Source organism: Williamsia sp. Y844 (assembly GCF_056786475.1).
This window is the reverse complement of record NZ_JBXCJB010000002.1, coordinates 781002-801107: the sequence shown is the minus strand read 5'-3', so window position 1 is coordinate 801107 and position 20106 is coordinate 781002. Positions and strand designations below refer to the sequence as shown.

Annotated in this window: 17 protein-coding genes; 8 read left to right on the top strand and 9 right to left on the bottom strand. The window is 63.2% G+C overall.

Annotation, left to right across the window (positions count from 1 at the left end):
• Window positions 1–4: 4 nt before the first annotated feature.
• From AC1TQG_RS16000 to AC1TQG_RS15990, 3 genes are read right to left on the bottom strand one after another with little or no spacing between them, the layout of a single operon-like run.
• A complete protein-coding gene (locus AC1TQG_RS16000) occupies window positions 5–1120 on the bottom strand; it encodes an adenosine deaminase (protein WP_482138456.1) in 1116 nt (371 codons plus the stop codon).
• A complete protein-coding gene (locus AC1TQG_RS15995; RefSeq protein WP_482138454.1) occupies window positions 1117–2424 on the bottom strand; it encodes a thymidine phosphorylase in 1308 nt (435 codons plus the stop codon). Before AC1TQG_RS15995 ends, AC1TQG_RS16000 begins: the two co-directional genes overlap by 4 nt.
• Complete coding sequence (locus AC1TQG_RS15990; RefSeq protein ID WP_482138452.1) at window positions 2417–2839, bottom strand: cytidine deaminase; 423 nt, start codon at window positions 2837–2839, stop codon at window positions 2417–2419. The genes AC1TQG_RS15995 and AC1TQG_RS15990 overlap by 8 nt, the downstream gene beginning before the upstream one ends.
• Window positions 2840–3063: 224 nt before the next feature.
• On the opposite strand from AC1TQG_RS15990, the gene sdhC reads away from it, so the two are divergent.
• From sdhC to AC1TQG_RS15970, 4 genes are read left to right on the top strand one after another with little or no spacing between them, the layout of a single operon-like run.
• Window positions 3064–3468 carry a succinate dehydrogenase, cytochrome b556 subunit gene (gene sdhC / locus AC1TQG_RS15985; protein WP_482138451.1) on the top strand — a complete coding sequence of 135 codons (405 nt, stop codon included), beginning with the start codon at window positions 3064–3066 and terminating at the stop codon, window positions 3466–3468.
• 13 nt (window positions 3469–3481) lie between these two features.
• Window positions 3482–3934 carry a succinate dehydrogenase hydrophobic membrane anchor subunit gene (locus AC1TQG_RS15980; protein ID WP_482138449.1) on the top strand — a complete coding sequence of 151 codons (453 nt, stop codon included), beginning with the start codon at window positions 3482–3484 and terminating at the stop codon, window positions 3932–3934.
• A 28-nt stretch (window positions 3935–3962) separates the two neighbouring features.
• Complete coding sequence (gene sdhA, locus AC1TQG_RS15975; RefSeq protein WP_482138447.1) at window positions 3963–5717, top strand: succinate dehydrogenase flavoprotein subunit; 1755 nt, start codon at window positions 3963–3965, stop codon at window positions 5715–5717.
• Entirely contained in the window at window positions 5717–6502 is a 786-nt protein-coding gene (locus tag AC1TQG_RS15970) for a succinate dehydrogenase iron-sulfur subunit (protein WP_482138445.1), read from the top strand. Before sdhA ends, AC1TQG_RS15970 begins: the two co-directional genes overlap by 1 nt.
• A gap of 78 nt (window positions 6503–6580) precedes the next feature.
• Here the strand turns inward: AC1TQG_RS15970 and AC1TQG_RS15965 are convergent, their stop codons facing one another.
• From AC1TQG_RS15965 to AC1TQG_RS15955, 3 genes are read right to left on the bottom strand one after another with little or no spacing between them, the layout of a single operon-like run.
• Entirely contained in the window at window positions 6581–7501 is a 921-nt protein-coding gene (locus AC1TQG_RS15965) for an HpcH/HpaI aldolase/citrate lyase family protein (protein WP_482138443.1), read from the bottom strand.
• A gap of 16 nt (window positions 7502–7517) precedes the next feature.
• Entirely contained in the window at window positions 7518–8960 is a 1443-nt protein-coding gene (locus tag AC1TQG_RS15960) for an acyl-CoA reductase (protein WP_482138441.1), read from the bottom strand.
• On the bottom strand, window positions 8957–10306 hold the full coding sequence (locus tag AC1TQG_RS15955) for a hypothetical protein (protein WP_482138439.1): 1350 nt from the start codon (window positions 10304–10306) through the stop codon (window positions 8957–8959). Before AC1TQG_RS15955 ends, AC1TQG_RS15960 begins: the two co-directional genes overlap by 4 nt.
• 113 nt (window positions 10307–10419) lie before the next feature.
• Between AC1TQG_RS15955 and AC1TQG_RS15950 the strand changes: the two genes are divergently transcribed.
• Entirely contained in the window at window positions 10420–11067 is a 648-nt protein-coding gene (locus AC1TQG_RS15950; protein WP_482138437.1) for a TetR/AcrR family transcriptional regulator, read from the top strand.
• A gap of 29 nt (window positions 11068–11096) precedes the next feature.
• Window positions 11097–11975, top strand: a complete 879-nt coding sequence (locus AC1TQG_RS15945) for an SDR family NAD(P)-dependent oxidoreductase (protein ID WP_482138435.1) — start codon at window positions 11097–11099, stop codon at window positions 11973–11975.
• A 94-nt stretch (window positions 11976–12069) separates the two neighbouring features.
• Here AC1TQG_RS15945 and AC1TQG_RS15940 read toward each other — a convergent pair whose 3' ends face one another.
• A complete protein-coding gene (locus tag AC1TQG_RS15940; RefSeq protein WP_482138434.1) occupies window positions 12070–14070 on the bottom strand; it encodes an HNH endonuclease signature motif containing protein in 2001 nt (666 codons plus the stop codon).
• A 459-nt stretch (window positions 14071–14529) separates the two neighbouring features.
• On the opposite strand from AC1TQG_RS15940, the gene AC1TQG_RS15935 reads away from it, so the two are divergent.
• Window positions 14530–16047: an APC family permease gene (locus tag AC1TQG_RS15935; protein WP_482138432.1), complete on the top strand. Its 1518-nt coding sequence runs from the start codon at window positions 14530–14532 to the stop codon at window positions 16045–16047.
• A gap of 60 nt (window positions 16048–16107) precedes the next feature.
• Window positions 16108–16974 carry a universal stress protein gene (locus tag AC1TQG_RS15930; RefSeq protein ID WP_482138430.1) on the top strand — a complete coding sequence of 289 codons (867 nt, stop codon included), beginning with the start codon at window positions 16108–16110 and terminating at the stop codon, window positions 16972–16974.
• A gap of 25 nt (window positions 16975–16999) precedes the next feature.
• Here AC1TQG_RS15930 and AC1TQG_RS15925 read toward each other — a convergent pair whose 3' ends face one another.
• A complete protein-coding gene (locus AC1TQG_RS15925; RefSeq protein WP_482138783.1) occupies window positions 17000–18376 on the bottom strand; it encodes an NAD(P)/FAD-dependent oxidoreductase in 1377 nt (458 codons plus the stop codon).
• Between the two features lie 56 nt (window positions 18377–18432).
• Window positions 18433–19926: a gamma-aminobutyraldehyde dehydrogenase gene (locus AC1TQG_RS15920; protein ID WP_482138428.1), complete on the bottom strand. Its 1494-nt coding sequence runs from the start codon at window positions 19924–19926 to the stop codon at window positions 18433–18435.
• Window positions 19927–20106 lie beyond the last annotated feature (180 nt).

The window sequence follows — 20106 nt, the reverse complement described above, 5'->3', positions numbered from 1 at the left end:
CTGGTCAGCCGATCAGGACCGCATAGCCCGGTTTGATGACGTCGTCGATGATGGACAGACGTTCGTCGAAGTGGATGAACGCTGATTTCATGGCGTTGACCGTGAAGCGCTCCAGGTCAGACCATCCGTAACCGAATTGGTCGACGAGCACCTTGCACTCGCGGCTCATGCTGGTGTCGCTCATCAGCCGGTTATCCGTGTTGACGGTGACCCGGAACCGCAGTCGCGCAAGCACATTGAACGGATGCTCGGCCAGACTCGCCACAGCGCCGGTCTGCACATTGGAGCTCGGGCACAATTCCAGCGGGATCCGCTTGTCGCGGACATAGTTCGCGATATCCCCCAGCTGCGCGCCTTTGAATGCGTCAGCGGCGAGGTCGGCACCTTCGGGCAACGTGATGTCGTCGATGACCCGGACCCCGTGGCCGAGCCGATCGGCACCACAGAAACTGATGGCCTCATGGATCGACGGCAATCCGAACGCCTCACCGGCGTGAATGGTGAACGGTGCGTTCGAGGCCCGCATGTACTCGAACGCGTCGAGATGACGGCTCGGCGGGTAGCCCGCCTCTGCGCCGGCGATGTCGAAGCCGGCCACACCCTGATTCCGGTATCGCACGGCCAACTCTGCGATCTCCCGGGACCGCGCCGCGTGCCGCATCGCGGTGACGAGGGTGCGAACCTGTATCCGGCGACCCCGAGCCGCGGCCTCCGCGGTGCCGTCGACAAAGCCGCGCAACACCGCTTCGACAACCTCGTCGAGCGACAACCCGGCCTCGAGGTGCTGTTCCGGCGCAAACCGGACCTCGGCGTAAACAACGCCGTCGTCCGCCAGGTCTTCGGCGCACTCCCGAGCCACCCGTTCGAGCGCCGGGGCGGTCTGCATCACGGCCACCGTGTGCTCGAACGTCTCCAGATATCGGACAAGCGAGCCACTGTCGGCGGCCTGCCGAAACCATGTCGCGAGGTCTGCGTGATTGTCCGCAGGCAGCGATGTATATCCGGCTTCGTGGGCGAGCTCGAGCACCGTTTCCGGACGCAGGCCACCGTCGAGGTGATCGTGGAGCAGCACCTTGGGAGCCAGCGCGATGGAGGTCAGATCCAGCGGCGATGATGTCATTCCTCGACGGTAACCCGATCGATCACCCGGGACCCGGTCTGCGGCGCCGACGAACCGATCACAGCGGCTCCGGCGAGTGCGTGAACTCCGGCCGCGAACCGCTCCGGTGTCTGCGTGTACATGGTGAACAGCGGGTCGCCGGCCTGAACCCTTTCCCCGGCCACGGCGTGCCATCGGACTCCCGCTTCGGCCTGCACGGCCTGGCCCTGCCGTTCGCGGCCCGCGCCCAGACGCCAGGCCGCGACTCCGACCGCCATCGCGTCGATCGACTCGATCACCCCGGCCCCCTCCGCCCTGACGACCTCTTCGTGGTCCGCCTGCGGCAGAGGCGCTTTCGGATCGCCACCCTGTCCGGCGATCATCGCCTCCCAGACGTCCATCGCCTTGCCGTTGCGAAGGTTTTCGGCCGGGTCGACGCCGGTGATCCCACCGGCGGTCAGCATCTCGCGCGCCAGTGCCACGGTCAGTTCCACCACATCGGGTGGACCACCACCGGCGAGTACCTCCAACGATTCGGCAACCTCGAGCGCATTGCCCGCCGTCAGACCCAATGGCTCCGACATCGACGTCAGCAAGGCCGACGTCCGCACACCCGCGTCATTGCCGATCTCGACCATGATCTGGGCGAGCTCACGGGCATCACTCTCGGATTTCATGAATGCACCAGCTCCGACCTTCACATCGAGTACCAGCGCACTGGTTCCCTCGGCGATCTTCTTGCTCATGATGGAGCTGGCGATGAGCGGGATCGACTCGACAGTCCCGGTGACATCGCGCAGTGCGTAGAGCTTCTTGTCGGCAGGTGCCAACGCCGAACCGGCCGCGCACACCACGGCACCGACCGATTCGAGTAGTTCGGTGATCCCGGTGTTGGTGAGGTCCGCGCGCCATCCCGAGATGGCCTCGAGTTTGTCGAGCGTCCCCCCGGTGTGACCCAGGCCACGTCCCGACAATTGCGGCACCGCAATGCCATACGACGCCACCAACGGTGCGAGCGGCAACGTGATCTTGTCGCCCACCCCACCGGTCGAGTGTTTGTCGACGGTCACCAACCGCTCACCGGCGCGACGCAGGTGAGTGAAATCCATCCGCTCACCGGTGTTGATCATCGCCTCGGTCCACCGCGCGATCTCACGACGGTCCATGCCGCGCAACAGGATCGCCATCGCCAGCGCCGACATCTGTTCGTCGTGCACCAGGCCGGCGGTGTAGGCGCTCACCACCCAATCGATCTGGCCATCGCTCAGCGCCCCGCCATCACGCTTGGTCCGGATCACCGAGACCGCGTCGAAGACCTCAGCCACGGAGATCCCCCGACACCCGGCCGGCGGCCAGGTCCGACGGACCGAAATGGTCCGGAAGCAACTCGCCCAAGGACTTCGGGCCGCCCGGGTGGTCGATCAACATCTGCGGTCCGCCGTGTTCGAGCAATACCTGCCTACAACGCCCGCAGGGCATGAGGATCTCACCTCGGCTGTCCGTGCAGCTGAGCGCGATCAGGCGCCCACCACCGGTTGTGTGGAGATTTCCGGCCAATGTGCACTCGGCACACAGGCCCAATCCATATGAGACATTTTCCACATTGCAACCCGTCACAAAACGCCCATCATCGACTATTGCAGCCGCGCCCACCGGATAGCCCGAATAGGGCGCATATGCCCACCCCATTGCTTCAATCGCCTTGTCCCGCAATATTTTCCAGTCAATTTCCGGTGCCACAGGGCAACCCTTTCGCCATCGACGCCCACGAAAGCGGACATCACCTACGCGCTAAAACCTTGGTAAGGCAATCCTAAGTCCAGATGTGTTGCAGCTCATATCCACTCGGGCAGGATTCTTTCTCACAACAGCTTAGGTTTATGGTTCTTGACGTGGGTCCACGATCGAGCAGCCCGGAACCGCGCTCGACGCGTCCATCAACGATGTTGGAGGCCAATTTCTCGATGAGCATTCCTACCGAGACCGCGCCCAAACCGGTGCGCAAGCGCTCGTTGTACCGGGGCGATCCAGGCATGTGGTCCTGGGTGCTGCACCGGATAACCGGCGTATCTATATTCTTCTTCCTCTTTGTACACGTTCTCGACACGGCAGTGATCCGGATCGATCCGGACAAGTACTCCGAAATCATCGAGACGTACAAGAACCCGATCGTCGGTCTGATGGAGATCGGCCTCGTCGCCTGCGTGCTGTACCACGCGTTGAACGGTGTCCGGATCATCCTGGTCGACTTCTGGTCCAAGGGACCGAAGTTCCAGCGTCAGATGCTGTGGACGATCTTGACCTTGTTCGTGATCATCTTCGGCGCAGCGGCGATACGTCTGCTGCAGCTGCTCGTGGAACACATTTAGGAAGGCGCCGCAGATGACCGCATCACAAGCACCTCGGATCGCCAAAACCTACGGCACCGACCACGATCGTCCCGCCAGCCTCGACAACCCGCGCTCACCGCGCAGGCCCAAGGGCGGCAACTTCGAGAAGAACGCATGGCTCTTCATGCGCTTCTCCGGTATCGCACTGATCATTCTGACCATCGGTCACATGTTCATCATGCTGGCGTGGGACGACGGCGTGCACCGGATCGACGCCTCGTTTGTCGCCGCCCGCTGGAAAGAACCGTTCTGGCAGGTCTGGGACCTCTCCATGCTGTGGCTCGCCCAGCTTCACGGAGGAAACGGCGTCCGTACCGTGATCGCCGATTACTCCCGCAAGGACTCGACCCGGTTCTGGCTGAACACACTGCTGGTCCTGTCGATGATCCTGGTGCTGCTCACCGGCACCTATGCCCTGCTTACCTTCGACGTGAACAGCGTCTAGACCCGGCCCGAATCGGAGCAACAAACACATGCAGGAACATCGTTACGACGTAGTCATCATCGGCGCCGGCGGCGCCGGGATGCGCGCGGCCATCGAGGCCGGGCCCCGCGCCCGCACCGCAGTGCTGACGAAGCTCTACCCGACCCGCAGCCACACCGGCGCGGCACAGGGTGGAATGTGCGCAGCACTGGCCAACGTCGAAGAAGACAACTGGGAATGGCACACCTTCGACACCGTCAAGGGCGGCGACTACCTCGCCGATCAGGACGCGGTCGAGATCATGGCCAAAGAGGCCATCGACGCCGTCCTGGATCTGGAGAAGATGGGGCTGCCCTTCAACCGCACCCCTGAGGGCAAGATCGATCAGCGCCGCTTCGGTGGTCACACCCGCGATCACGGTAAGAGCCCGGTCCGCCGTGCCTGCTACGCCGCCGACCGCACCGGCCACATGATCCTGCAGACGCTGTACCAGAACTGCGTCAAGCACGACGTCGAGTTCTTCAACGAGTTCTACGCACTCGACATCTGCCTCACCGAGAACGAGCAGGGTGAGCAGGTGGCCACCGGTGTGGTCGCCTACGAACTCGCCACCGGTGAGATCCACGTCTTCCACGCCAAGTCGATCATCTTCGCCACCGGCGGGTCGGGCCGGATGTACAAGACCACATCCAACGCCCACACCCTCACCGGCGACGGCATGGGCATCGTCTTCCGCAAGGGCCTGCCACTGGAGGACATGGAGTTCCACCAGTTCCATCCGACGGGTCTGGCCGGTCTGGGCATCCTGATCTCCGAAGCCGTCCGCGGCGAAGGCGGAATCCTCCGCAACGTCGACGGTGAACGCTTCATGGAGCGCTACGCACCGACCATCAAGGACCTCGCGCCCCGTGACATCGTCGCCCGGTCGATGGTGCTGGAGGTCCTCGAAGGCCGCGGCGCCGGACCGAACAAGGATTACGTCTACATCGACGTGACCCACCTCGGCGAGGAAGTCCTCAACGAGAAGCTTCCGGATATCACCGAGTTCGCCCGTACCTACCTCGGTGTCGACCCGGTCACCGAGTACGTGCCGGTGTTCCCCACCTGCCACTACGTCATGGGCGGTATCCCCACCAAGATCAATGGTGAGGTGTTGCGCAACAACGACGAGATCGTCCACGGTCTGTACGCCGCCGGCGAATGTGCCTGCGTCTCGGTACACGGCGCCAACCGTCTCGGCACCAACTCGCTGCTCGACATCAACGTGTTCGGCCGTCGCGCCGGCATCGCTGCCGCCGAGTACGCGCTGTCCACCGAGTTCACCCCGCTCCCCGAGGCACCGACCGCCATGGTCGATGGCTGGCTCGATACGATCCTGTCCGAGCACGGACACGAGCGCGTCGCGGACATCCGCTCCGAGCTGCAGGCCACGATGGACGCGAACGCATCGGTGTTCCGCACCGACGCGACGCTCACCAAGGTCTTGAACGACATCCACGGGTTCAAGGAGCGCTACAACAGCATCCGCGTGCACGACAAGGGCAAGCGCTTCAACAGCGACCTGCTCGAGGCCATCGAGCTGGGCTTCCTGCTCGAGATGGCCGAGGTCACCGTGGTCGGTGCGCTGAACCGCAAGGAAACCCGTGGCGGGCATGCCCGTGAGGACTTCCCGACCCGCGATGACGTCAACTACATGCAGCACACGATGGCCTACAAGAAGGGCGACGGACTGATCGCCCCGATTGAATTGGACTACAAGCCCGTGGTCCAGACCCGCTACGAACCGATGGAGCGGAAGTACTGATGACTGCCACCACTGATACTGCTGTCCGGCACGACGATCCGCCGTTGCCCCCGGTCCCTGAAGAGGCGACCATGGTCACGCTCAAGATCAGCCGGTTCAACCCGGAAGATCCTGACGCGCAGGGCTTCGAGAGCTTCCGGGTGCCGGCACTGGCGACCGACCGCCTTCTCAACCTGCTGCTGTACGTCAAGGGCTACCTCGACGGCACCCTGACGTTCCGTCGTTCGTGTGCCCACGGCGTCTGCGGCAGCGATGCCATGCGGATCAACGGCGTCAACCGGCTTGCCTGCAAGCTGCTGATGAAGGACCTGCTCCCCAAGGACAAGTCCAAAGAGATCACCATCACCATCGAGCCCATCAAGGGTCTGCCGGTGGAGAAGGATCTCGTCGTCGACATGGAGCCGTTCTTCGACGCGTTCCGCGCCGTCAAGCCGTTCTTGATGACCAGCGGCAACGAGCCGACCCGCGAGCGCATTCAGAGCCAGACCGACCGCGCCCGCTTCGACGACACCACCAAGTGCATCCTGTGTGCGTGCTGCACCACCAGTTGCCCGGTGTACTGGAACGAAGGCAGTTACTTCGGTCCGGCCGCGATCGTCAATGCTCACCGGTTCATCTTCGACAGCCGTGACGAAGGTGCCGCCGAACGCCTCGACATCCTCAACGACGTCGACGGTGTGTGGCGCTGCCGCACCACCTTCAACTGCACCGACGCCTGCCCTCGTGGCATCCAGGTGACCCAGGCGATTCAGGAAGTCAAGCGCGCGTTGATGTTTGCCCGCTGATCGCACTGATCTGATCTGACAACAAAATGGTCGCCGCCCTTTCGAGGGCGGCGACCATTTTTGTGTTCGGTCCGGCGATCAGTAGTGATAGGTGTCCGACGGTGCCGGCATGTGGTCCGGGTCGTCGTATTCCTGGCTGAACTCGATGCCGTAAGCGCGGGCCAGATCCAGGATCTTGGTGCCACGGGCGATGCGGGGCAGATCTGATCCGTTGCGGATCTCTCCCCCGTCGCGCTCGTATTCGGCGAAGAACTCCAGCGCCCACGCGACCTCTTCGTGCGACGGCGACAGTCCCTCGTTGACCGCGGCGCACTGATCGGGTGTCAGACAGATCTTTCCGGTCATGCCGAACTCAGCGCTGACCGCGGTGGCCTCGCTGAGTTTGAGCGCCGACGAACCGACGGTCGGTCCGTCGATCGCACTCGGCAGGTGCGCCGCCTTGGCCGCGATCGTGAAACGCGACCGGGCGTAGGCCAGCGTCGCGGGCTGATCACCGAATCCGGTGTCGCGGCGGAAGTCGCCGATCCCGAAGGCAAGACGGAATGTGCCCTTGGCCGAGGCGATCTCGCTGATCCGCTCCAGACCACGTGCGGTCTCGACCAGGGCCACGATCGGCACACCCGGCAGTCGCTTCGCGGTTTCGGTGACGTGGTCCACCGACTCGACCATCGCCAGCATCACGCCACCGACCTTGACCTCACTCAGTGCGGCCAGATCCTCGGCCCACCACTGGGTTCCGAATCCGTTCACCCGCACCCAGTCCCGGTTGCCGCCGGCAAGCCACCGGACGACGTGGTCGCGGGCGGCGACCTTGTCCTTCGGTGCCACCGCATCCTCGATGTCGAGGACAACGATGTCGGCACGCGACTGGACGGCCGGTTGGAAGCGTTCATTCTGCAAACCGTTGACCAGGAGCCAACTCCGGGCCAGCACCGGATCGATGCGCGAGCCGATGTCGTCGGGGTCAGTAGTCGTGACTGGAATCTTAGAGGCGTTCACAAAGGAACATGATCCCCTACCGACCGACCTCGACGCCATCCTCGTGGACCATCCAGTGCACAAGGCGATGCAACGGGTACATCGCATCGTGTGGATTGCCGATCGTGCTCGGCCCCGCCTCACCCAGGTGAACAATCCGCTGTGCACCGCCGCTGGCGAGCTGATCGCGATAGTCGGACATCCGGTCGAACGGGTAGAAGCCGACGGTCTGGGTCGCGACGTTGACGTACTTCATCGCGTCGTCGAGAGAGTCGACCCGCACCACGTTGGCGGTCTTGTTGATGGGGTGGAAATCAACCGGTTCGTCCGAGCGGATCACCAGGCCGGTGCCGTCGGTTTTACCCCATACCCGAAACTCGTCGTCGAGCATCGTCAAGGCGTCGACCTGTTCGCGCAGATCCATCTCCAGCGGCCGACTGTCTCCGGACTCCGCCGCCTTGGCGACGATACGTGCGTGGAGGCGATCGCAGAACCGGTCGGCGTCGTCCTGGTTCGCCTCGACATGCACAAACCGGCTGGCCACGCACGCTTCCTGGTTCAAGATCATGACGTCGGTGGCAGCCAACTCGGCAGCGAGGTCGAGCGACTCATCGGAGGCAAACGCTTCTTTGCCGACCATCGAGATCGACGTCTTGGGATCGAACGACACCAGCTGGAACCCCGGACCGAGGTACTTGATCACATTGTTGATCGCGTCGCCGCCACCCCAGGCCACGATCTTGTCGTAGTACTGCGGGCGATAGAGCACGCGCTCCACCTGGTCGTCGCCACCGCGCCAGTAGACCGCCGACATCGACTTCACGATCGCGTGGTCCGGATCGATCTCGGCCATGGTCCGCAGGATCGCGACGGTGGTGAACGGATCACTCGATGACATCTTGAAAAGGTTGACGGCCTTGACCATCGCGCCCTGGGCGATGGATTTCACGGCGACACCGGGCGAGTTGCCCGGCAGCACGTGAACCAGCCGCGGAGCGAAGGCACGGACAAAACTCTTGCGACCGGTGAAGTCCCCCTTCGGAACCCACTCGTCAAGCGCTTTGGGGTCGGGGAAGTTCTGCTCCACTACGGCCTCGAGCACCCGCTTGTCGAGATAAGCGGCTGCGCCCTGGACCTGCGCCTGCAGCACCGCGCGCGGCAGGACGTGCGTGGAGGCCATCCGGTCGATGCAGTCCTGTACGAACGGATTTCCGGGATCATTGATGCGCTGACCGGTCTCGACGAGGAAGTCGATGATCTCGGCGAGCGGCACGTTGAGCAGGGGTGGCAGCTCGGTGCGCGGGTGCACCACTTTGTCCATCGCGATCCGTGGAGTGGTGAACGTGACCCCGAGATCGCGGGAACGGTGCGAGACTTCCTGGCCCTCGAACAGTTCTCCCCGAAGAAAGAACGGTGCCGAGACCGTGGTGTCCCCTGCCCTGTCGGTGTCCACTGCTCGGTCGGTGTCGATCGTTGTCATGACAGACCTCTCACATATGCGTCGACGGTGCCGGCACAGCCGATTTTGTCGTCGCCCTTGATATCCGCGTAGCGGGCGATGTTGTCGCGGATCGATGCACCCTTGGAGCCACAGGCGCAGGGACTGAAGTCGAGCGAGATCTTGTCGCCGGTGATGACGCCGCCCCAGCGACCGTCGAGCGAAAGGTCGAAGAAGGCTGCGCGCCCCTCGATCTCACCGGTCTCGTGCGGAAGCAGGGTCTCACCGGATTCGTCGAGGACGAAGGGCACAATCCACGGCGGTACGTGATAGCGCTCCCCCACTTGACACTTGGGCATTCCGGAGTTGAGCTCCTGCATGGAGTAGTTCTGGAAATCCCGGCTGGCCGGGATGTTGAAGGTTTGGTGGACGAACTCCTGATAGTCCGGTGGCAGCTGCGCCCGCTTGAGTCCGCCGCCGACGTAGATGCAGTTGTCGGGATGAAAGTCCTTCGCGGAGTAGCCCATGTCGCGAACCAGCTTCGCCAGCTGGTACAGCGAGTTCCACATTCCCGCGATGTAGAGCTTTTCGTGGCGATACTCGATGAGCGCCTCGGCGCCGGAGATCATCGCCTTGTCGAGGCCTTCCTGACGCTCCAGCGAGGTCCGCTCGAAGTCCGCCAGTTCATCGGGTCGGGCGGTGCCATCGGCGATCTTCTTGCGCAGCACCACCATCTGGGTCAGCGAACCGACTGTGATCGGTGGGATCGGCAACCGAAACCGCTCCAGGGCCGGATCGCCGAATGCCGCGAGCTGAGCCTGGGCGATGACCTCGTTCTTGGGAACCGACGCCGTCGGCGCCAACCCCATGATCCGCCGGTCCGCGGCCGGTTTGACGCCCGAACCCCACGAGAAGACGTTGACCGTGTCCATCCGCGACCACGCCATGTCTTTCTCGCTGGCCGGCAACATCGCGGACTTTCCGGTGGTGCCGCTGGAGCAGGACACATAGTGCCCGGCAGCCGCGAGGCGCCCGATCCACTCGTCGATGTCGCCGATGTCTGCGGTTTCGATTGGGCTGATGGGATGCGGGGAGACCGTCCCCAGCCATTTGCCGAGGCGGTCCCACTTCTCCTCGATCAGGAAGCTCTCGGGATAGCTCTTGTACGCGGTGTGCGGAAACAGCAACGCCACCATGTCCTCGCGACTGCGAACTTCGGTGATGCCGGCCTCGCGGGCTCGGTGACCGAGCAGTTTGATGCGATCTTTGCGTTCCTGGAATTGCTCCTCGAGCGCTTCGATCTGAATCGGGAGCAGGTCGGCGGGCGAATGGTCGAAGCGGTCCTCCGCATCGACCAAACTCACCAGCCTCTCGGTGGCTGAAGTCACTTGGTCAACCTTTCAATTGTGGTCGAGCCGGTTCCACTTAATGGCACCTTATGCGTATCATTCCTACCTGTACTCGATGTCAGAGCGCAAGAGGCAACTTCGGCGAGGATGCGATGGCCAACACAGATTCATCAGTTCACCGGGGGGCAGGCCGCCCCACCCGCGAGCAGGCGCAGGCACGCCATGAACAGCTACTCGATGCCGCGCTCGATCTGTTCCTCGAGCACGGATACGAGCTCGCGACGATCGAGATGATTGCCGCCAGAGTCCACATGACCAAGCGCACCGTCTACGCGCGCTACCCCGACAAGGCCTCGTTGTTCCACGCCGCCACGCAGCGGGCCATCGAACGGCAGGTCGTACCTCCTGACACACTCGCAGAGGCCGACAAAGGCGACCTGGCCGAAACCCTCGAGACGATCGCCCGGCTGCGCATCCGCCAGGTGATGACACCCAACGGTGTTCGGCTGCAACGCATCATCAACACCGAGAGCTACCGGTTCCCCAAGCTGTTCGCATCGAACTACCAGCAAAGCACCAAACCGGTGATCGAGTTCGTCGCCGCCTTGTTCGACCGCGCGGTCATCGCCGGGCAGATCGCTCCGACCGACTGCGACCGCGCCGCTCGGGCGTTCATGTCTCTGGTGGTCGGTGGCTGGGTGCGCGCGATCGTCAATGGCCGCGAACCGACCCCGACCGAGCTGGACATTCAGGTTCACTTCACGATCGACTTACTACTCAACGGCCTGCGACCACGATGATGTTCACGACAAAACACGAGGAGACAACCATGGAACTCGATGGAAACAGTCCGGTCGCCGTCGTCACCGGAGCCAGCGCGGGCATCGGCAAAGCGACCGCCGGCAAACTGGTGGCGATGGGCTGGCAGGTGATCGGAGTCGGCCGCGACCCCCAGCGTTGCGCGGAAGCCGAGGCCGAGATCGCCGAATCCGCCCGAGCTGGTGGCAGATTCATCATGCTGCGCGGCAACTTCGACCTGATGACAGAGGTTCAGCGCGTGGCCGTCGAGGTCGCCGAACTCACGACTCGCGTCCAAGTACTCATCAACAATGCCGGCGGCGTGCGGGATCAGCAAATGGTCACCGCCGAAGGCACCGAGGCCACCTTCGCCGCGAACCACCTCGCCCCCTTCCTGCTGACCCGGGAACTGATGCCGCTGCTCATGGCGAATGCCGCCGACTCGGTCCCCGGTTCGACACGAGTGCTCGCGGTGTCCTCGACTGCCCACCGGATGAGCAGCGGCATCGATTGGGAAGACATGCAAAGCCTGACCGGGTTCAGCGCCGCCTCATCGGCGTACGGGCAGGCCAAGCTCGCCAATATCCTGTTCACCCGAGAACTGGCACGGCGGGTGGCCGCCGATGGGATCGTCGCCCAGGTCATGCACCCGGGTGCGGTCGCCAGCAATTTCGCATCCCACGGCGACGAGCGCATGCAGGCGCACATGGCCGCCCTCGACACCGTCACCCCCGATGAACCTGCCGAAACGCTCCTCTGGCTGGCCACCGACCCCGAAGGTGGACGCGATGGTGGGCGCTACTTTCACCGCATGCGCGAAGAGCAGCCCACCCCGGTCGCACTCGACGATGTCGCGGCGGCTCGCCTGTGGATCGAGAGCGAAAAATTACTGGCCGCCTTGGGTATCTAAATCTGGCTATCAGGCAGTATCGGACTGGTCCGGCCGAGCTGTCTTCAGCTTCTGGAGAGACATTACGGATTGGGTGTGACACACCTGAGTTGATCTAAAAGGGTGGCGCTTCACCGTCATATACGACCGCGATCTCGTCCGGGTCAGGCGCAGGCTCTGGCTCATCAGGCCTTCGCCGGTTACGTTCCCGTTCGGCTTGTCGTCGAGCGTGTTTGCTTGCCAGGCGGGTCTGCGTCCGGAGCTGCATACCCTCACTGGCCGGTCTCCGTTTCGCACCGATCCACGTCATGACGGTCAACTCTGGGAACAGGTCCTCGCCTGTCCACGCGGGACCTTCGAACCGCTCACCTTCGGGGCTGATGAACACAACCCGGCTGCGACCCTCATCGTCGAGCTCCTGGACGTCAATCCAGTCACCAAAGGATTTCAGCAGGTGATGAAACCTGCACAGGCACTTGGTGTCTTCCGGACAGGTCTGTCCCCCGGCCTCAGGATTCTCGTGGTCGTATTCTTCGGTGTGGTCGACGTCGGATCGCCACGCCGGACGATTGCATCCGGGAAAGACGCAATAAGCATCGCGAATCCGTACGAACGTATCCAGCGCCGTCGACAGCCGATAGGGATTCGACGGAATGCTCATCGGCATGAGCAACGGTCCCGTGCCGCGTCTGTGGCTGCGACCATTCCCGACGGTGCAGCACTGCCGATTCGGGCTCTCAAGTGAGGTTATGCGTCGCACGCGTGGCGCTGGCTTGGGAGGCGGAGCTTCACACCCGGCAACGATCGGACCATTCCTGGTCTTCTCCGTGCTCGTTGGCTCCGCCTCTTCTTGCAAAGCGTCCTTCTCTGGGGTGGGGTTCTTGGCGTTCGTGCCGATCGCCGCCGCATTGGGTTCGGACGCGACACCGACATCCACCACGCGGTCGGCTTCTGCGCCGAAAGCGGCATCCGAATCCTGTGGCGCCGCAGTATCCTTCGCCTCTGTTTCGCTGAACTTCGTAAGTCGCTTCCATTCGGCGAGTCGCTCAGTTGGGGTCATCTCAGGATCGCGTTCGGGAGCTCTGGGCGCGTACGCGCTAACGCCCAGAGCATTGTCATCGGAAATATTTTCAGTTGACAGGTTCTTTGCCAACTCGCCACCGAGCGGCCGGATTCGTGCATCACGCCGGCGAGCGATGTCGCTGGCGTGATCTCCAGAGATCACCCCGTGCCCATCGATGAAGCCCGGGTTACTCGCCCGGCCTTCGGCAGTCGCCTGGTCCATCACCACATGGACAACGAACAGCGCAGACCCGTCGCCGTCATTGTCCGACTCGCGGTATCCGTGTTCACAGTTATCGTCGCCGCATTCGCAGGAGAAGTCGACGCCCATCGTTGCGCAGAACAGCGCGTCAGAAAGCCGCTGGGGCTTGGTTCGTGGATCTCCTTCGCAGACCTTGGACGCCAGCTCCTGCACTCTCTTGTCCAGCAACAACGCATTCTCGGCTGTCATCGAAGCGACAATGTCAGCCATGCCGTCCTGGGTGGTGTACCTCTGGAAGCTGCGGCCATCCTTGGCTTTTTCGCGGCGTTCCCGGACACCTTCGGGGTCGTGCCGAAACACGATCTGGTCGACCATGTTTCGCATGCGATCGATTGACCAGGATCCATCTCGCCACAACATTTCTGCGATCTCGGCGTCTATGACCGCTGCCCACGGCATACCTTCGACAAGATCGGTGCGTGAGACGATGTCCGGAATATGATGCGGTGCAATCTGTCCCGCCTTCAATGCGTCATTGACAAGCGGCAGCCGATCCCGCAATGCCAATGCGCGGCGGAGGACCCCATCAGCAGATCCCGGTGTCAGATTCAGGCAGGCCGCTACACGAGCGGAACATTGCGCCCATCCGTCGAGTTGTCGGAGATCTTCTTTCTCAGTGGGTTTGGCCAACTGCCGATGAATCTCGGCCGCGGTGGAGTACTCCGCCCATGCCGCATAGCCTTTCGCGTGAGCAATCGTCCGTAGCGACCGCACCAGCTCCGGCGGACGCAATAGGTTCGGGGACGCCACACCCAGGTCCCCGAACGCTGCCTCCACTCCGTCTTCGAACATGCTTGCTATTTTGCCACGCGTCTACGACAGCCCGAGGGCGTCAAACCAAATCTGTGGATGGCTTCCGGGACTGTGGATGACCTGCTGGAGGCCAGCACTGGGGATGGTCAGACGCGCATCCTTCATGTGGCTGGCGTATGTGGACTCCACGCCCCCATCTCACGAATGAAGGGAAAGATCCGCTTTGCGACTCGGTCGTATGCCTCGTCCGGACCAACCTGCGTGAGTCGTAGCCACCTCAAACCGTCGTAGTCATTCCGTTGCCAGGTGGACTCTGTTGGCTGCGCCTGGGGCAACCAAGCTACCCATGCGGTCCGGATCCGGCCGCCGGAACGTATCCAGACAACCGATTTAGTCGAAATGTTACCGATTTGGAAATAATTCCATCGTTGCGCAGCGACATGACCACGAAAATCGTACTCTGACCGTGTTCGAATCCCTCACTGTCGGGAGACATACATGGCCATATCGGAAGCATCGGAAGCACCAGGTCCAACTGTTCCAGACAAGGGCCTGCGCAGCGGATCGCTCGGACTCTTCGGCAACGTGGTCATCGGACTCTCGGCGGTCGCACCCGCCTACAGTCTCGCGGCCACGCTCGGGTTCGTCGTGGCAGCTGTGCACGAGAAGGCGCCGGCAATGTTTGTCCTGGCCTTCATCCCCATGTTGCTCATCGCCTTCGCCTACCGGGAACTCGGAGAAGACACCCCGGATTGCGGCACCACATTCACCTGGGGCACCAAGGCATTCGGTCCATGGATCGGCTGGATCGGCGGCTGGGGACTGGCGGTGTCGGCGATCATCGTGCTGGCCAACGTGGCCGAGATCGCCGGTGTCTATTTACTCAAGTTCCTGGGCCTCGACTCGTGGGCGGAAAACCTCTGGGTCAAGGTCCTCCTCGGCTCCGCCCTGATCGTGATGATGACGTGGGTCAGTATCCGCGGCATCCTGATCAGCGAGCGCATGCAGAACGTGCTCGTCGTCATCCAGTTCGGCGTCCTGATCGTCGCAAGTGTCATCGCGCTGTTCAAGGTGGGATTCGACAAGGCCGGCCCGCAGGCCATCAACCCGAGCCTGTCGTGGCTGTGGCCGAGCGGCCTGACCGCCTCATCCATCGCCGAAGCGGTGATCCTCTGCATCTTCATCTACTGGGGCTGGGACGCCTGCCTCGCCGTCGGCGAGGAGACCAAGGACTCCGCCAAGACCCCCGGCCGCGCCGCGGTCATCACCACGATCATCTTGGTGTGCACCTACGTTCTGGTCGCCTACGCGATCCAGTCGTTTGCCGGATTCGGAGAGGAGGGAATCGGTTTGAACAACCCGGACAACGCCGACGACGTCCTGACCATTCTCGGCGACCCCGTGGCCGGGGCGATCATGGCCTCCCTGTTGTTGCTGACGGTATCCATCTCGGCGCTCTCCTCGACCCAGTCCACAATTCTCCCGACCGCTCGCGGAACGTTGTCGATGGCCGTGTACGGCGCGATCCCGAAACGATTCGCCACCATTCACCCCCGGTACATGACCCCGGCCTTCGGCACGGCCGTGATGGGCGCCTCGGCACTGATGTTCTATCTGGTTCTTTCCCTCGTCAGCGAAGACACCCTCGGCGACTCCATCTCATCCCTCGGTCTCGCAGTGGCCTTCTACTACGGCATCACCGCCTACGCCTGTGTCTGGTACTTCCGGCAGACGCTGTTGCGGTCGGCGCGCAATCTGTTCTTCCGCGGTATCTTCCCGCTGATCGGGGCCCTCGCGATGACCTGGGCCTTCTTCCAAAGCGCCGTTGACATGTACGCGACCGACTACGGTTCGACATCGATCGGCGGTGTCGGTGGCGTGTTCATCATGGGCGTCGGCATGCTGGTGCTCGGTATCCCGTTGATGCTGTTGTGCTTTGCGTTCGGTCCGAAGGATTTCTGGAAAGGCAAGACACTCAATGCCAAGACCGAGGTCAAGGTCCCCGATGTCTACTGATTGCAGCTCGGCCCGGTCCCTGTGCACCACAACGGCATCCACGGAAGCGAGTACCAGGCGATGAGACTGACAGTGGGTTACCTCTACACCGACACCGGCGACGACGGCGTCAACCTGGCGATTGCCATCGCCAAGACCACCGGCGCCGCAATCGACCTGGTGTGTGTCGTTCGGGAGGTCGAACCCGACGGCACCCCCGGCCGGGTCACATTCCAGGAGGCGCTGGTCAAGAAGGCGCAGAAGTGGCTCGAAGAAGCCGCCGCCGATATCCCCGACGACATCGAGGTCGCCCTGCACACGCCGGTGGCGGAGTCATTTCCGCAGGCGCTCATCGACTTTGCGGTGCACAGCCATGCGACGATGATCGTGGTCGGCGGCACCAGCGACGGCATCCTGGGCAAACACACACTCGGCAGCATCTCGTCGGCACTGACCCATGCATCGCCGGTTCCGGTTGCCCTCGCTCCACGTGGCTACACCCGCCTCGAGCGTCCGGTCATCCCCACGCTGACGGTTGCCATCCCCACCTCGGATTCAAAAGACAGCCCTCTGCCCTTCGCACTCGATCTCGCAGAGAAGGCAGGCCTGAATCTCCGACTGCTCTCGCTGGTCTCGCACGACGACCTACACGGTCAGGACGAGGAGTCGATTGCGGTCCGGCAGCGACACGTCGCCCAGGCGACTGCCAATCTGGAACTCGCCAAGAAGAGTTGTGGCAACGCCGTCAAGATCGAATCCCTTGTCGCCGACGGCAATACCATCGAAGAGGCACTCGAGCAATTGCAATGGTCGCGCGGCGACGTCGTCGTCATCGGTTCCGGACACCTGGCACCACCGCGCCGGGCCTTTCTCGGGTCGATGTCGGCGCGGATCCTCAAGAACACCGACGCACCCATCGTTGTGGTCCCCAAGGGCTTCACCCCGTAAGCCCGATGGGTGCGGAGGCGGGGGGTCAGGAGTCGAAACCCAACCCGACGGCGTCCATCGCCCGTAGCCACAGTCCTCGTCGACCCTGATTGCGATCGGCTCGGGCGAACTCACGACGGGTCACGGTGATCCCGAACCAGCGCAACGGCTCTGGCGGGAACGGGATCGGCTTGGATCGCACCATCTTCAGGCGGGTGCGTTCGGTGTCGCGGCCGTCGACGAGGTCGAGTGCGGTCGCGGCGCCGAAGTGCGACGCGCCAACACCGAGTCCGGTGAACCCCAGCACCGAGACGACCTTGCCGCCCATGCTGACATCCCAGAAGTTGCTGAACCGCGAACACGTGTCGATGACACCGCCCCACGTGTGGCTCGCGGTGATGCCTTCGAGTTGCGGGAACACCTGCAGCAAATGCTCTGCGAGCAGGCCGAATTCACTCGGCTTCTGCGCCCGGCGTGGATCGGTGTCACCACCGTAGTAGTAGAACGCATCCCAGCCACCGAACAGGATCCGGTTGTCGGCCGTGAGCCGGAAGTAATGGAAGCGATTGCCGGAATCAGCCAGCCCCTGACGTCCGGACCAGCCGATCGCGGACAGCTGCTTGTCGGTCAACGGTTCGGTCATGATGGCGTAGTCCCACACCGGCACCATCAGATGGCCGAGCTTGCGGCGCAACGGCTTCGACGCCGACGTGGCTACGACCACCCGCGCCGCATCCACACTGCCGTACCCCGTCGCCACGGCGACCCGGTCCCCCACCGAGGTCAGCGACGTCACCTCACTGTGCTCGAAGACCCGGACCCCGAGGCGTTCGGCCGCCGCAGCCAGCCCCCAGGCCAGCTTGGCCGGGTCGATGATCATCACGTCCGGGTCGTACATGGCTCCGTGGGCCATCGGACTGTGCAGATGCTTCGTGAGTTCGTCGCCGTCGAGGAAGCGCAGTGGCTGGTCGAGGCGATGTCCTTGATCCACCACATCTTTGAGTCCGGGGACCTGCCAGTCGAAACTCGCCAGGTTGAGTTCCCCGGTGCGTTCGACGTCGGCATCGATTCCGAGCCTGGTGATCGCATCGGCGATCGCCTCGAGGGTCTCGACCCCCATCCGGAGCAGCTCCGGCAATTCGTCTTCGTACCTCTCCATGCCGTTGACGAGCCCATGGGTCAGACTGGCCGAGCAGAATCCGCCGTTGCGGCCAGAGGCACCCTCGGCGATCCGGTCACCTTCGAGCAGGACAACAGATCGCTGCGGATTCGCCTCGGCCGCTTGGACTGCGGCCCACAAACCGGTGAATCCGCCTCCCACGACAACCAGATCCGCGCTGCGGCGCCCCGCCAGACGCGGTCGCGCGGCGGGTCGCAGTGGCCGGTCGAGCCAATAGGGCGCCGGGGTCGCGCCCGCGACCATCGCCGTACCGCGAACGGTGGGCTCGAGTGCCCAGTCGATCCGCGACCCTGAGCTGCTCACTGCGGCAGCGTGAAAATCGTTCGGTGCCATGGCTTGTGCGGTACTCCTGTGATGTCACTCATCACGTGTTTGATGGTGAGATATTCGTCGAGCGAATACGTGGACATGTCTTTTCCGAAGCCCGAGGCCCCGACGCCGCCGTGCGGCATCTCGCTGATGATCGGGATGTGGTCGTTTATCCACACACATCCGGCATGGATTTCGCGGGACGCCCGCTGTGCGCGATACACATCCCGCGTCCACGCCGATGCCGCCAGGCCGTAAACGGTGTCATTGGCCATCCGGAGCGCATCGTCGTCGTCATCAAAAGCGCTGACGGTCAGGACCGGTCCGAAGATCTCGTCGCGATACACCTCGGCGTCTTCGGGTACGTCGGCGAGCAGAGTCGGCTCGTAGAAGGCACCGGGGCCCTCCGGTGCGCGACCACCGGTGACAACCCGGATCCCGGCCACCCGGGCGCGTTCGACCATCGCGCCCACCTTGTCACGGTGACCGAAAGAAATGAGCGAGCCCATGTCGGTGGCCGGATCGAACGGATTGCCGACGCGCACCTTTGACATGAGTTCGGCGACACCGGCAACGAAGTCGTCGTACACGGGACGGGCGACGATGGCCCTGGTCGCCGCGGTGCAGTCCTGGCCGGAGTTGATCAGCGCACCCGCCACCGCTCCGTGGATCGCTGCCTCGAGGTCGGCGTCGTCGAACACCACAAACGGCGCCTTGCCGCCGAGCTCGAGTTGGACCCTGGTCCCATTGGCCGCAGCCTGCGACATCACCTGTCTGCCGACCCCGGTGGACCCGGTGAACGTGACCACGTCCACCCCGGTATGACCGGCGATGGCGGCGCCGACCTCTGCGCCGGTCCCGGTGAGCACGTTGAACACACCGTCGGGGATACCGGCTTCGGTGGCGAGCCTGGCCAGCGTCAATGTGGTCAGCGGCGTCAGCTCCGCCGGCTTGAGCACCACCGTGCATCCGGCGGCCAGCGCCGGGATCACCTTCCACACCGCCATCTGCAACGGGTAATTCCACGGTGTGATGGAGCCGACCACACCGACCGCCTCGCGACGGATGGATGACGTGTGGTCGCCCGAATACTCGGCGCTGGCCTTGCCTTCGAGATTGCGGGCCAGGCCTGCGAAGAACTCGACGTTGTCCACCGAACCCGGGACATCGAACCCGGTTGCCAGGCGAATCGGCTTGCCGGTCTGACCGACTTCCTCTGCAGCGAGCTCATCAGTGGCCTTCGACATCGCCGACGCCAACGACCGCAGCGCCGCACTTCGCTCGGCCGGTGTTGCGCTTGACCACTGCCCCAGCGCATTTCGTGCGACGTCGACCGCCTTGTCCACATCTGCGGCCGTGGCCAACATTGTGGATGCGACGACGGCGCCGGTCGCCGGATCGATCACCTCGTGAACACGTCCAGCACCGGAGCGCTCACGTCCGTTCACCCAGCCGGCGGCAAAAGTTGTTGCAACAATGGTCATTTTCAGTCCTCGCGGGCCGTCGTCCTCGATGGGTATCTGATGGCCACCCTACCGAGGCACTGCGCATTTCGCGATGGTTACCGGCATCAGACAACGAATTTCCTCCGTTTGGGTTGCAGATTATTGCGGATTCCGTAGCATGTGGGGTGCAACGATCGAACCGGCCAGCGCATCGAGAAG